General features: G+C 65.6%; 11 protein-coding genes. 10 read left to right on the forward strand and 1 reads right to left on the reverse strand.

The genetic code is table 11. The features are described 5' to 3' along the window. Positions 1-150: 150 nt before the first annotated feature. The gene (gene hutC, locus ACQ4W6_RS06340) at positions 151-870 is read right to left on the reverse strand and encodes a histidine utilization transcriptional repressor HutC (RefSeq protein ID WP_436566336.1); all 720 of its coding nucleotides are present in this window, start codon (positions 868-870) and stop codon (positions 151-153) included. Between the two features lie 180 nt (positions 871-1,050). On the opposite strand from hutC, the gene ada reads away from it, so the two are divergent. The 10 genes from ada (at position 1,051) to hutI (ending at position 13,268) form a co-directional block, all read left to right on the forward strand. Beyond that, positions 1,051-2,106: a bifunctional DNA-binding transcriptional regulator/O6-methylguanine-DNA methyltransferase Ada gene (ada, locus tag ACQ4W6_RS06345; RefSeq protein WP_436566337.1), complete on the forward strand. Its 1,056-nt coding sequence runs from the start codon at positions 1,051-1,053 to the stop codon at positions 2,104-2,106. 92 nt (positions 2,107-2,198) lie between these two features. Continuing rightward, positions 2,199-3,842, forward strand: a complete 1,644-nt coding sequence (locus tag ACQ4W6_RS06350) for a mechanosensitive ion channel family protein (protein ID WP_436566338.1) — start codon at positions 2,199-2,201, stop codon at positions 3,840-3,842. A 52-nt stretch (positions 3,843-3,894) separates the two neighbouring features. Continuing rightward, positions 3,895-4,038 carry a hypothetical protein gene (locus tag ACQ4W6_RS06355; protein WP_436566339.1) on the forward strand — a complete coding sequence of 48 codons (144 nt, stop codon included), beginning with the start codon at positions 3,895-3,897 and terminating at the stop codon, positions 4,036-4,038. Between the two features lie 58 nt (positions 4,039-4,096). Then, positions 4,097-5,770 carry an amidohydrolase gene (locus ACQ4W6_RS06360; RefSeq protein ID WP_436566340.1) on the forward strand — a complete coding sequence of 558 codons (1,674 nt, stop codon included), beginning with the start codon at positions 4,097-4,099 and terminating at the stop codon, positions 5,768-5,770. Between the two features lie 166 nt (positions 5,771-5,936). Continuing rightward, positions 5,937-7,640 carry a urocanate hydratase gene (gene hutU, locus ACQ4W6_RS06365; protein ID WP_436566341.1) on the forward strand — a complete coding sequence of 568 codons (1,704 nt, stop codon included), beginning with the start codon at positions 5,937-5,939 and terminating at the stop codon, positions 7,638-7,640. A 19-nt stretch (positions 7,641-7,659) separates the two neighbouring features. Continuing rightward, the gene (gene hutH, locus ACQ4W6_RS06370; RefSeq protein WP_436566342.1) at positions 7,660-9,225 is read left to right on the forward strand and encodes a histidine ammonia-lyase; all 1,566 of its coding nucleotides are present in this window, start codon (positions 7,660-7,662) and stop codon (positions 9,223-9,225) included. A 50-nt stretch (positions 9,226-9,275) separates the two neighbouring features. Continuing rightward, positions 9,276-10,064: an N-formylglutamate deformylase gene (hutG, locus tag ACQ4W6_RS06375; protein ID WP_436566343.1), complete on the forward strand. Its 789-nt coding sequence runs from the start codon at positions 9,276-9,278 to the stop codon at positions 10,062-10,064. Further along, the gene (locus tag ACQ4W6_RS06380; RefSeq protein WP_436566344.1) at positions 10,061-11,443 is read left to right on the forward strand and encodes a formimidoylglutamate deiminase; all 1,383 of its coding nucleotides are present in this window, start codon (positions 10,061-10,063) and stop codon (positions 11,441-11,443) included. Before hutG ends, ACQ4W6_RS06380 begins: the two co-directional genes overlap by 4 nt. Continuing rightward, a complete protein-coding gene (locus ACQ4W6_RS06385; RefSeq protein WP_436566345.1) occupies positions 11,443-12,030 on the forward strand; it encodes a HutD/Ves family protein in 588 nt (195 codons plus the stop codon). The genes ACQ4W6_RS06380 and ACQ4W6_RS06385 overlap by 1 nt, the downstream gene beginning before the upstream one ends. An 11-nt stretch (positions 12,031-12,041) precedes the next feature. Beyond that, positions 12,042-13,268 carry an imidazolonepropionase gene (hutI, locus tag ACQ4W6_RS06390; protein WP_436566346.1) on the forward strand — a complete coding sequence of 409 codons (1,227 nt, stop codon included), beginning with the start codon at positions 12,042-12,044 and terminating at the stop codon, positions 13,266-13,268. Positions 13,269-13,284 lie beyond the last annotated feature (16 nt).

A 13,284-nucleotide genomic window follows, 5' to 3' on the forward strand; every position in this document is an offset into this window, starting at 1 on the left:
TAGCATCGAATATTTAGCCGCAGTAGTTAAGTTCGGAAAGGCTAAAAACGGGGCTCTGTTTGCCCAGGATTGGCCTGTTTTTTCGTCATTTGGTGAGAATTTGTGAGAATGTCTGCGCAAAATCATGCTACTGAAACGCGCTGTATGGCTTCAGGCGAAGCTGCCTGCGAACTGATAGCGGTGCCCAGGGTGCCACATGGTAGCGATCGAGGCGATCTTGCCGCCCGAGCGCGTCTGGCGGCGCAGCACCAGGCAGGCCTGTTTCGTGTCGATGGCCAGCATTTCGGCGATGTCGCGCGGTGCCGATAGCGCCTCGATGCTGTAGGTGGCGCCCTGCAGGGGCGCGGCGGCCATCAGGTATTCATTCGGCGTGATGCTGGAGAAATCCTGCGTCATGTAGTCGGGCGCGCAGGCGGGATTGACCCAGCGGTCTTCCACCTGGATCGGCACGCCGTTTTCAAAATGCACGATCAGCGAATGAAACAGCGGGTGTTCCGGCAGCATGCCGAATTGCTTGGCCAGCAAGTCCGAGGCCTTGGTGCGCTCCAGTAACTGCAAGCTGCTGCGGTGGATGTGCCCGCGCGCGCGCACTTCGTCGGCGATGCTCTTGATTTCCAGCAAGGTCGCCTGGTATTTTTGCTGCGCCACATAGGTGCCGGAACCCTGGCGCCGCGTCAGCACCTGTTCGCTGGTCAGTTCGCGCACGGCGCGGTTGACCGTCATGCGCGAGACGCCGAATTGCTTGACCAATGCCTGCTCGGAGGGAATTACGTCGCCTTCCTTCCAGCGTCCGGCGGCGATGCCGGCCAGCAGAAAATCCTTGATGCGCTGGAAAATGGGCGTATTTTCTTGTGTATTCTGTTCGTCCAATGCGGTTTCTCCGAAGCGCGGGCAGGGCGCGCCTCCGGGCGGAAGCGCGATGGACGATTTTAGCACCGAGCAAGGCAGGCGCCGCCAGCCTTTTTTGAATTCAAAAGCAAGCGCCGGAGTGCGTCGCGCACCAGCGCCGCTTATGCTCGATACTTAGCAACCACAAGCACGGAGTGCGTCATGGATCACCCTTACTCTACCGATGATGAACGCTGGGACGCCCTGCAGCTGCGCGCGCCTGACGCCGACGGCGTCTTTTATTACTCGGTGCGCACGACGGGCGTGTATTGCCGGCCCTCCTGCGCGGCGCGCCCCGCCTTGCGCCGCAACGTGGCGTTCCACGCCAGTTGCGAGCAGGCGGAGGCGGCCGGCTTTCGCCCCTGCCTGCGTTGCAAACCGGATCAGCCGCCGCTGGCGCAGCGCCAGGCGGCCATCGTGGCCGATATCTGCCGCCTGATCGACGCCAGCTGCGCCATGCCAGAGCTGGACAGCCTTGCTAGGGCCGCCGGCATGAGCCGCTTTCACTTTCACCGCGTCTTCAAGGCGCATACGGGCATCACGCCGAAAGCCTACGCGGCGGCGCGGCGCGGCGAACGGCTCAAGGCCGGCCTGGCCCGGGATGGCAACGTCACCGAGGCGCTGTACGCGGCCGGCTTCAATTCCAGTGGCCGCCTGTATGCCGTCACGCCCGGTTTGCTGGGCATGACGCCGGGGGCGTTTCGCGCCGGCGGCAGCGGCGCCGTGATCCGCTTCGCCATCGGTGCCTGCTCGCTGGGCGCCATCCTGGTGGCCAGCACGGACAAGGACATTTGCGCGATCCTGCTCGATGACGACCCGGAAGTGCTGCTGCGCGACTTGCAGGACCGCTTTCCCCGCGCCGAGCTGCGCGGCGCGGAGCCCGATTATGAGCAGACGGTGGCGCAGGTCGTCGGCCTGGTCGAGGCGCCGGGCCTGGGGCTGGACTTGCCGCTCGACGTGCGCGGCAGCGTGTTCCAGCAGCGCGTGTGGCAAGCCTTGCGCGAGATTCCCGCTGGCAGCACCGTCAGCTATGCCGAGCTGGCCCGGCGCATCGGCGCGCCCAAGGGCGCACGCGCCGTGGCGGGCGCATGCGCCGCCAATGCGCTGGCCGTCGCCATCCCCTGCCACCGCGTGGTGCGCAACGATGGCGCGCTGTCCGGCTACCGCTGGGGCGTGGAGCGCAAACAGGCGCTGCTGGCGCGCGAGGCGGGGGAGTAAGCCGGGGGCGATGCAATCGCGCTGGCCGCCGATGAGTTTCCGCAATTACATGGCATGATGGCTACTCCTTTCCTTATTCTTTCATTCCCGCCATGTCCGTGTTTCTCCGCCTGTTGTGCCTGTTGACCATTTTCCTGCTGCCCGGCGCCCAGGCGGCCGATGAGGGGGAGCCGTCGCTGATGGCGATGGCGCCGGTGCAGGCCGCGCCGGCCAGGACGGCGCCGCTGATGTTTGCCAACCGCAAGGTGTTTGTCTTCCGCGCCGCACTGGCCGGTTATCCGCCCGAAGAGCGCGCCACGGGCGCGCAGCGCCGCCTGGAGGGCGTGCTGGCGAAAAACGGACCCCTGCAGGCGAGCACGCGCATGATTTCCGAGGGCACGCAAGTGCTGCTCGATGGCGTGCAGCTGTTTGTCGTCGTGCCTGGCGACGTCAACCAGCTGGCGGGCGACACCACGGAAAGCGTGGCGAAGACAGCCGCCGGGGAATTGAGCAAGGCCCTGCTGGACTACCGCGAACAGAACAGCTGGCGCTACCTGGCGATCGCCGCCGCCGTGTGCGTGGCCGCTACCCTGGTGTTCTGGCTGGTGTGGATGGGCTTGACGCGCTTGTACCGCTGGGCCAAGCGCCGCAGCGGCATCTTGCTGGCTGCGCGCCTGCGCGACGTGCGCCTGAAAAACGTGCGCGTGCTCGACGCCGAGCACTACATCGCCTTCGCCTACCAGTTGCTGAGCGCCGTGCTGTGGGGCTTGCGCCTGATGGCCACCTATCTGTGGGCCGCCTTCGTGCTGGGCCGCCTGCCCTACACGCGCTCCTGGGGTGAAAGCCTGAACGGCTACCTGTTCGACGTGGCGGCCGACGTCTTCCACGCCATCATCGGCGCCCTGCCGGGGCTGGTGCTGGTATGCGTGATCTTCGCCATCGCCCGCCTGATCGCGGCCACGGCCGCCTCGCTGTTCAAGCGCGTGGAAAGCGGTGAATTGCAGATCGGCTGGCTCGACAAGGACACGGCCTTGCCCACGCGCCGCATCGCCAGCGTGGTGATCTGGCTGTTCGCGCTGGCCATGGCGTATCCGTATCTGCCCGGCTCGCACACGGCCGCCTTCCAGGGCCTGTCCGTGCTGGTCGGCCTGATGGTGTCGATCGGCGCGTCGAGCATCGTCGGCCAGGGCGCCAGCGGCCTGATCCTCATGTACACGCGCGCCCTGCGCAAGGGCGAATATGTGCGCGTGGGCGACAGCGAAGGCACGGTGGTGGACGTGGGCATGTTCGAGACGCGTTTACGCACCGGTTTGGGCGAGGAAGTGGCCTTGCCGAACGCCTGGGTGATGTCGCAAACGACCAAGAATTACTCGCGCGCCCAGCCCGGCGGCGGCTTCGTGCTCGACTCCACCGTCACCATCGGCTATGCCACGCCATGGCGACAGGTGCATGCCATGCTGGAACTGGCCGCCTCCCGCACGCCCGAGCTGTCCACCTCGCCGAAACCATACGTGATGCAGCTGGCCCTGCAAGACTACTACGTGCAATACCGCCTGGTCGCTTACGCCAGCGCCGAAGTCCCCCGCCAGCGCGCCGAAGTGCTGAATCGCCTGCACCAGAACATCATCGACGTCTTCAACGAATTCGACGTGCAGATCACCTCGCCGCACTACATTGCCGACCCGGAAGAGTCGCAGGTGGTGCCGCCGGAGGAATGGTTCAGGGCGCCGGCGCAGCGGGGGGAGGGGGACAAGTAACATCGCGTTGCCTTGTTGCTCACGCAGCCTTGAGGTGCCGGACTATGGGAGGATGGCTGGACTGGTCTTATTTCAGTCATCCGGGCTGCTGTTGCGCCTGGGCTTCGAGGTGGCAGGGCGCCATGCGGAAGGCGTCACCGGCTGCGATTACTGGCTGATGCTGCGGCCGGCCGCCGGTATCACCAACAAGGCTTGATTGACCATTTTGCTCATTTCTATACACTCGTCTTTTCGCTTGAGACCTGGAGATAGACATGCCGACCCCGCAATTGCGCCGCACCCTGTTCACGCTTGCCTGCCTTGGCGCCATCGGCCACGTTCACGCCGACACGGTGATCGACAACGCCAATGGCTACAGCTTGAGCGCCGCGAACAAGCTGCTGCGTTTTACCTCGCTGGCGTTTGACGATGCGGGCAAGATCATCGCCGTCGGCAGCGCGGCGCAGGTCAAGCGCAAGGTGGCGAAAGGTGCCACGCATGTCGATGTGCAGGGTAAAACAGTCTTGCCTGGCCTGATCGACGCGCATGGCCACGTGTTCGGCCTGGGCACGATTGCCAGCGGCGTGATGCTGTATGGCTCATCGTCTTTGCCCGCTGCCGTGCAGGCCGTGGGCGATTTCGCTAGAACGCATCCTGAGCGCAGCTGGGTCATCGGCAATGGCTGGAACCAGGAAATCTGGAAGCTGGGGCGCTTTCCCACAGCCACGGAGCTCGATGCGGCCGAAAGCGCGCGGCCCGTTTGGCTGCGCAGGGTCGATGGCCACGCGGGTTGGGCTAACAGCCGCGCGCTGGCGCTGGCTGGCATCACGCGCGCGACGCTTGACCCGGCAGGCGGCAAGATAGAACGCGATGCCGATGGCAATGCCACCGGTGTGCTGGTCGATAATGCCATGGAGTTGATGGATGCCGTGCTGCCCAAGCCGGGCGACGTGGAAAATCGCGCCGCCCTCGATGGTGCGCTGGCGCAGCTGTCGCGAGTGGGCCTGACCAGCGTGCATGATGCGGGCATCGGCCAGATGCAGGACCGGCTGTTCCGCGACTACGCGGACCATGGCAAGCTGACGGTGCGCGTGTACGGCATGATTGCCGACACCACGGAAGACTTCGACGCGCTGTCAAAAAACGCTCCCTTGAATAGCTACGCGCACGATATGTACGCGCTGCGCGCCGTGAAACTGGTGTCCGACGGCGCCCTGGGCAGCCGCGGCGCGGCCCTGCTGGCGCCGTACAGCGATGATCCTACCACCCGTGGTCTGCTGTTCTACAAGGACGACGCCATGCGCGCGAAGATGGAAAAAGCCATGCGCGCCGGCTACCAGGTGAATGTGCACGCCATCGGCGACGCGGGCAACCATCAAATCCTTGACGGTTACCAGGCGCTGATCGGGAAGTACCACAGCGTGAGCCTGCGCCACCGCATGGAACATGCGCAGGTGGTGCAATTATCCGACATCCCCCGCTTCAAGGCCTTGGGCATCGTGCCATCGATGCAGCCGACGCACGCCACCTCTGACCAGAACATGGCGGAGCAACGCTTGGGCCACGAGCGCATCAAGGGCGCGTATGCGTGGCGCACCTTCCTCAAGCAAGGTTCGCGCATCGCCTGTGGCTCGGACTTCCCGATCGAATCGCCGAACCCGTTCGAGGGCATCCACGCGGCCGTTACGCGCCAAAACAGCGAAGGTTTCCCTGCCGGCGGCTGGTATCGGCAACAGGCGATGACGGTGGCGGAAGCGCTGCGCTGCTTCACCCTGGACGCGGCATGGGCGGCGCACCAGGAAAAAGTCATCGGTACGCTGGAAACGGGAAAATGGGCTGACTTCATCGTCGTCGACCAGGACTTGTTCAAGGTGGACCCAAAGGCCATCGGCAAGACGCAGGTGCTGCAGACGTGGGTGGCGGGCCGGCGCGTGTTCGAGAAAAAATAAAGGCTGGGGTCAGTCCCTTCGGGAGCGGAATTCGCCCCATTGGGGCGAATTCCCCCAGCGGGTCTGGCCCCAAAGAAAAACCTGTTGACTTGGTTGTATAGACAACCTATGCTGGGAGTACAAGAGTGGGCCACGCATGCCCGCTCGCACCCTACAAGGAGACAGCATGAACAGCAAAATGGACACCGATCCACGCTTTGATGCCAGCCGCACCATCCGCGCCCCGCGCGGCACGGTGATGGCCTGCAAGAGCTGGCAGGCCGAGGCGGCCTACCGCATGTTGCAAAACAACCTGGACCCGGAAGTGGCGGAAAATCCGCAGCATCTGGTCGTCTACGGCGGCATCGGCCGCGCAGCGCGCAACTGGGCCTGCTTTGACCAGATTCTCGCCTCGCTGCGCGAACTGGAAGACGACCAGACCCTGTTGATCCAGTCCGGCAAGCCGGTGGGCGTATTCCAGACGCACGCGGACGCGCCGCGCGTGTTGATCGCGAACTCCAACCTGGTGCCGAAATGGGCCAACTGGGAACACTTCAACGAACTCGATCGGCAAGGCCTGTTCATGTATGGCCAGATGACGGCCGGCAGCTGGATTTATATCGGCACGCAGGGCATCGTGCAGGGCACCTACGAAACCTTCGCCGAAGCGGGCCGCCAGCATTTTGGCGGCGACTGGGGCGGGCGCTGGATTCTGACGGCGGGCCTGGGCGGCATGGGCGGCGCGCAGCCGCTGGCCGCCAGCATGGCCGGCGCCGTCTCGCTCAACATCGAATGCCAGCAAAGCAGCATCGACTTCCGTTTGCGCACGCGCTACCTGGACAAGCAGGCCGCCAGCCTGGACGAAGCCTTGACATTGATCAAGTACCACACCGGGCGCAAGGAAGCCATCTCGATTGGCCTGCTGGGCAATGCGGCCGAAGTGCTGCCGGAACTGGTGCGCCGCGCCAAGGCTGGCGGTATGCTGCCCGACCTGGTGACGGACCAGACGTCCGCGCATGACCTGGTCAATGGCTACTTGCCGCGCGGCTGGAGCGTGTCGGACTGGAAGGCAGCGCAGCAAGACCCGCAGCGCCATGCGCGCCTGATGGTGGCCGCCGCCGATTCCTGCGCCGCCCACGTGCAAGCCATGCTCGATTTCCACGCCATGGGCGTGCACACCGTCGATTACGGCAACAACATCCGCCAGGTGGCGTTCGACCAGGGTGTGCAGAACGCCTTCGACTTCCCCGGCTTCGTGCCGGCCTACATCCGCCCCCAGTTTTGCGAAGGGCGCGGGCCATTTCGCTGGGTGGCCCTGTCGGGCGATCCGGAAGATATCTACAAGACGGACGCCAAGATCAAGCAACTGTTCCCGCACCACACGCAGGTGCACCACTGGCTGGACATGGCGCGCGAGCGCATCGCCTTCCAGGGCCTGCCGGCGCGCATCTGCTGGCTGGGACTGGGCGAGCGCCACATCGCCGGCCTGGCCTTTAACGAGATGGTGCGCACGGGCGAACTGAAGGCGCCCATCGTCATCGGCCGCGATCACCTCGACACCGGTTCCGTCGCCAGTCCGAACCGCGAGACGGAAAGCATGAAAGACGGCACCGACGCCGTCTCCGACTGGCCGCTGCTGAACGCCATGCTCAATACGGCAGGCGGCGCCACCTGGGTCTCGCTGCACCATGGCGGCGGCGTGGGAATGGGGTATTCTCAGCATGCGGGCATGGTCATCGTGGCCGATGGCACGGACAGCGCGGCGAAGCGTCTGGCCAGGGTGCTGGTCAACGACAGCGGTTCGGGCGTGATGCGCCATGCCGATGCCGGCTACGAAACAGCGGCCGCCTGCGCCAAGCGCAACGGCCTGATTTTACCAATGCTTCCTTGAGACTTTATCCCGAATGACTATGACACAGCATGCTAAAAGTTGGACCCTGAAGCCGGGCGCGATGACCCTGGCCGACCTGCGCTCTGTATGGGCCGCGCCCGTCAAGCTGATACTCGCGGCCGAAGCGTATCGCGTCATCGAAGCGTCGGCCGCTGCCGTGCAAGCCATCGTTGCCAAGGGCGATGCGGCCTACGGCATCAACACGGGCTTCGGTTTGCTCGCCAAGACGCGCATCCCCGATGAAAAACTCGAGCAATTGCAGCGCAACCTGATTTTGTCGCACTCCGTCGGCACGGGCGAACTGCTGTCGGACGCCGTCGTGCGCCTGATCATGCTAATGAAAATCGGCAGCCTGGCGCGCGGTTTTTCCGGCGTGCGCCCGCTGATCGTCGACACTCTCATCGCGCTGTACAACGCGGGCATCATGCCGGCCATTCCTGCCAAGGGTTCGGTGGGCGCCTCGGGCGACCTGGCGCCGCTGTCGCACATGACGCTGGCCATGCTGGGCGTGGGCGACGTGCGCGTCAACGGTGAATTGATGGCGGCACCGGACGCACTGGCGCAGGCGGGCATTGCGCCCGTGGTGCTGGCAGCGAAGGAAGGGCTGGCGCTGATCAACGGCACGCAGGTGTCGAATGCGCTGACGCTGCATGGCTTGTTCATGGCCGAACGCCTGCTGGAAGCGGCTATGGTTACGGGCGCGCTGTCGCTGGACGCGGCCAAGGGCAGCGATGCTCCTTTCGATGCGCGCGTGCACGCCGTGCGCGGCCAGCCGGGGCAAATACTGGCGGCGCAGATGTACCGCCAGCTGGTGGCGCACAGCGCGATTCGCGCCTCGCACCTGGAAGGCGACGAGCGCGTGCAAGACCCGTACAGCCTGCGCTGCCAGCCGCAAGTCATGGGCGCCTGCCTGGACTTGATCGGCAACGTGGGCCGCACTTTGCTGATCGAGGCCAATGCCGTCACGGATAACCCGCTGATTTTCCAGGATGGCCCCAACGGGCAGGCGGAAATCGTCTCGGGCGGGAACTTCCACGCCGAACCGGTCGCCTTTGCCGCCGACACGCTGGCGCTGGCGATTGCCGAAATCGGCGCGCTGGCCGAGCGCCGCATCGCGTTGCTGATCGATGCGACCCTGTCCGGCCTGCCGCCCTTCCTGGTGCGCGATCCGGGCGTCAATTCCGGCTTCATGATTGCCCACGTGACGGCCGCCGCGCTGGCGTCGGAAAACAAGTCGCTGGCGCATCCGGCCAGCGTCGACAGCCTGCCCACCTCGGCCAACCAGGAAGACCATGTGAGCATGGCCACGTTTGCCGGGCGCCGCCTGGACGACATGGCGCACAACACGGCCGTCATCGTCGGCATCGAGCTGCTTGCCGCCGCGCAGGGCATCGATTTCCACCGCCCCCTGAAAACCTCGCCGCACCTGGAACATGTACACCAGCAGCTGCGCCAGAAAGTGCCGTTCTTCGACGCCGACCGTTTCTTTGCACCGGATATCGAAGCGGCCAAGCAGATGGTCTTGCGCGGCGAGTTGAGCACCACGTGCAAGAATTTGTTTGCCCCGCTGTACGCCCAGAGATGAACTGACGCCCGGCCGGCCATGCGGCAGCAGCCGGGCGCAAGGAGACAAGCATGGATTTCCGCTTCAACGAAGGCAGCATTGCGCTACTGGTGTCGATGCCCCACGTGGGCACCGACATTCCCGACGATATTGCCGCGCGCATGACGCCACAGGCGCTGCAAAAGGCCGACACGGACTGGCATCTGCGCGAGCTGTATGGTTTTTTGCACGAGATGGATGCCTCGGTGCTGTCGGCGCGCTGGTCGCGCTACACCATCGACTTGAACCGCCCGCAGGAAGACACGAATCTGTATCCGGGGCAGGACACCACCGGCTTGCTGCCCAGCGATACCTTTCACCGCGAACCGCTGTATTTGCCTGGCCGCGAACCCGATGCGCAAGATGTGCAGCAGCGGCTGCAGCGCTACTGGGCGCCGTACCACCGGCAGTTACGCGCGGAACTGGACCGCCTGCTGCGCGTGCACGGCGCCGTGGTGCTGTGGGACGCCCATTCCATCGCCTCGCACGTGCCGCGTTTTTTCGACGGCAAGCTGCCCGACCTGAATTTCGGCACGGCCGATGGCGCCAGCTGCGATGCGGGCCTGACGTCCGCCGTGGTCGATATCGCGCGGGCGCAGGAACAATTTACCGTGGCGCTGAATGGCCGCTTCAAGGGCGGGCATATCACGCGCCATTACGGCCAGCCGGACAGCCGCGTGCATGCGATCCAGCTTGAAATGTGTCAATGCCTGTACATGAATGAAGCGGCGCCATTCGGCTACCGGCCCGACCTGGCAGCGCAAGTGCAGCCGCTGCTGCGCCAGATGATGGCAGCGGCCGTGGCGTGGGTGCAGCGTTGAGTTCCCCATCCAGGCTGTTTGCGCGCCACGCGTTGCTGCCGCAGGGCTGGCGCCGCGACGTGCTGCTGGAATGGGATGCTGCCGGCGATTTGATGCAGCTCAAGGAGGGCGCCGCGCCACCGGCTGGCGTGGAAGTGGCTCAATATGTCTTGCCCGGCATGGTCAACCTGCATTCGCATGCCTTCCAGCGGGCGCTGGGCGGCATGACGGAAAAGGCGGGCGATGACATTCATCATGCGCCGGACAGCTTCTGGACCTGGCGCGAGCTGATGTACCGCTTCGCGCGCCAGATCACGCCCGGGCAGATGGAGGCCATCGCCGCGCAGCTGTTTGCCGAATGCCTGCGCCACGGCTATACGGCTGTCTGCGAATTTCACTATATCTTGCGCGATGCGGCTGGCGCCCTGTATGCGCGTCCGGCGCAGACGGCCGAACGGGTGTTGCAGGCGGCGCGCATCAGCGGCATCGGCATGACCATGCTGCCCGTGCTGTACAGCCATGCCGGCTTCGGCGAACAGCCCTTGAAAGCGGAGCAAGCGCGCTTTCGCTCGGATGCGAACGACGTCTTGCGCATCATCGAGGCGCTGGCACCGTTGCGCGGCGGGCAGGTGGAAGTGGGCTTTGCACCGCATTCGCTGCGCGCCGCCAGCGTGACGCAGATCAGGCAGGTGCTCGACGCGCTGCCTGCCGGGCGCCCCGTGCACATCCATATCGCCGAGCAGCAGGGCGAGGTGCGCCAGTGCCTTGATGTCAGCGGCCGGCGCCCGGTGCAGTATCTGTATGAGCAGCTTGACGTCGATGCGCGCTGGTGCCTGGTGCACGCCACGCATGTGCAGCCCGGCGAAGTGGCGCAGATGGCCGCCAGCGGCGTCGTGGCGGGCCTGTGCCCGACGACGGAAGCGAACCTGGGCGACGGTCTGTTCCCGCTGGCCGAATTCATCGCCGCAGGTGGGCGTTTCGGCATTGGCAGCGACAGCCATGTGTCGCAGTCGCCCGTCGAGGAATTGCGCTGGCTGGAATACGGCCAGCGTTTGCAGCGCCAGCAGCGCAATGTCGCCGTCACGCCGGCCGAGCGCCATGTGGGCGACTGCCTGTGGCAATCAGCCTTGCAGGGCGGCGCGCAGGCGGCCGGGCGCAAGCTGGGTGCCCTGGCGCCCGGTTGCCGCGCCGACCTGCTGGTGCTCGACGACGCGCACGTGAACCTGTGCGGCGTGGCCATCGAGGACGTGCTGGGCAGTGTTCTGTTCTGCGGCAACGATAACCTGGTGCGCGACGTGCTGTGCGGCGGCCAGTGGCAGGTGCGCGGCGGGCGCCATGTGGCGCAGGATGCCATCGCGGCCGCCTACAAGCGCACGCTGGCGCAACTGAGGGCGCTCTGATGGCCACCTTCATTGCCCACGCATGCCTGCGCGCCGCGCCGTGGAAAAATGGCGGCGGCAGCACCACGGAAATCGCCATTTCGCCGCCAGGCGCCGGCTTTGATGATTTCGACTGGCGCATCAGCCTGGCGATGATTACCGCCGACGGGCCGTTTTCCAGCTTTCCCGGCATCGACCGCAGCCTGATGCTGGTCGATGGCGACAGCATGCGGCTGACGCTCGATGGCGCGCGCAAGGTGGTCTTGAGCGCGGCGCAACCCACGCTGTGGTTTCCCGGCGAGGCGGCAGTGTCGGCGCAGGTGAAGGGCGTGACGACGGATTTCAATGTCATGACGCGGCGCGACCGCTGCCGCCACCAGCTGGAAAAAATCACGGCGCCGGGCCGGCTGCTGCGGCGCAGCGGGGCCACCTTGCTGTTTGTCGCCGGCGACGGTCCCGTGCTGGCGCGCGGTGGCGAGCAGCAGTTTGCGCTGGCCCGCTACGACGCACTGCTGCTGGAGGCCGATGATGCGCCGGAATGGCGGCTCGAAGCCTTGCACGGGTTTGTAACAATCCCGGCCGTGCTCTGCGTCGACCTGTTCATCTAGGAGAAAAAACCATGCAAGACTGGGATCTGGTCATCCACAACGTCCACCTGGCAACCATGGAGCACGGTTATGGCGAGCTGCTCGACGCGGCCATCGCCGTCAAGCATGGGCGCATCGCCTGGTTTGGCCCCGGCGACGAGCTGCCGGCCAGCGCCGCGCCCCTGATCGACGGCCAGGGCTGCTGGTTGACGCCCGGCCTGATCGACTGCCACACGCACATCGTCCACGCGGGCAACCGCAGCGATGAATTCGAGGCACGCCTGAATGGCGCCAGCTATGCAGACATCAGCCGCGCCGGTGGCGGCATCATGTCCACCGTGCGCGCCACGCGCGCGGCCAGCGATGAGCAATTGCTGCAGGAAAGCCTGCCCCGCGTGCTGGCGCTGCTGGCCGAAGGCGTGACCACCATCGAGATCAAGTCCGGCTACGGCCTTGACGCGATGAGTGAGGCGAAGATGCTGCGCGTGGCGCGCCATATCGGCAAAATCCTGCCCGTCTCCGTGCGCACCACGTTTCTGGGCGCGCACGCGCTGCCGCCCGAATATGCGGGCCAGGCCGACGCCTTTATCGACCTGCTGTGCAGCCAGATGCTGCCGCTGCTGGCCTCTGAAGGTCTGGTCGACGCCGTCGACGCGTTTTGCGAGCGCATCGGCTTTACGCCAGCGCAAACGCAGCGCGTGTTCGAGGCGGCGCGCGCCTTGCATTTGCCCGTCAAGCTGCATGCGGAGCAGTTGTCCGACCTGGGCGGCGCGGCGCTGGTGGCCGGCTACGATGGCTTGTCGGCCGATCACCTGGAATTCCTGTCCGAGGCGGGCATCGCCGCCATGGCAGAGCACGGCACGGTGGCCGTGCTGCTGCCGGGCGCGTATTACTTTTTGCGCGAGACGCAGCCGCCGCCCGTGGCGGCCCTGCGCGCGGCCGGCGTGCCGATGGCGGTCTCCACTGATTGCAACCCGGGCACCTCGCCCATGACGTCCTTGCTGCTGGCGATGAACATGGCGTGCACCCTGTGGCGCCTCACGCCGCAGGAAGCGCTGGCCGGCTGCACGCTCCACGCGGCGCGCGCGCTGGGCTTGCAGCACGAAACGGGCAGCCTGGCGGTGGGAAAATGCGCCGATTTCGCCCTGTGGCGCATCGCGCGCCCTGCCGACCTGTCGTATGCGCTGGGCCTGAACCCGTGCGCGGGCGTGGTGCATGGCGGTATCTGGCGCCCACCGGTGGTAAGCTTGGCGGATTGATCATTCGTCCGGAGCG

It is taken from the genome of Janthinobacterium woesei, assembly GCF_051380875.1.
GTDB lineage: Bacteria > Pseudomonadota > Gammaproteobacteria > Burkholderiales > Burkholderiaceae_D > Janthinobacterium.